Annotated in this window: 1 tRNA gene; it reads left to right on the top strand. The window is 50.3% G+C overall.

The annotated features are described in order from the left end of the window. Positions 1–237 precede the first annotated feature (237 nt). A tRNA-Asp gene (locus tag R2X38_RS26690) sits at positions 238–311 on the top strand. Position 312 lies beyond the last annotated feature (1 nt).

A 312-nucleotide genomic window follows, 5' to 3' on the forward strand; every position in this document is an offset into this window, starting at 1 on the left:
GAACTCAGTAGTGAAACGCAGTAGCGCCGATGGTAGTGTGGGGCCTCCCCATGTGAGAGTAGGACATCGCCAGGCTTGAATTGCAATTTGTCTACTGTAGTTTGATGCTTTTGATAGCTGCGATGCTCATGTGCTAAAGCACACTGCGCTTCTCGCTTCAAAATCCTCATCACACAGCGACAAATTTCTAAATCAAGCAGTTAATGTAAGACTTGGTTTATGCACACAGAATAGTGTGGAGCGGTAGTTCAGTTGGTTAGAATACCGGCCTGTCACGCCGGGGGTCGCGGGTTCGAGTCCCGTCCGCTCCGC

This window comes from Photobacterium rosenbergii (genome assembly GCF_033022775.1).
Classification (GTDB): Bacteria; Pseudomonadota; Gammaproteobacteria; order Enterobacterales; family Vibrionaceae; genus Photobacterium; species Photobacterium rosenbergii_A.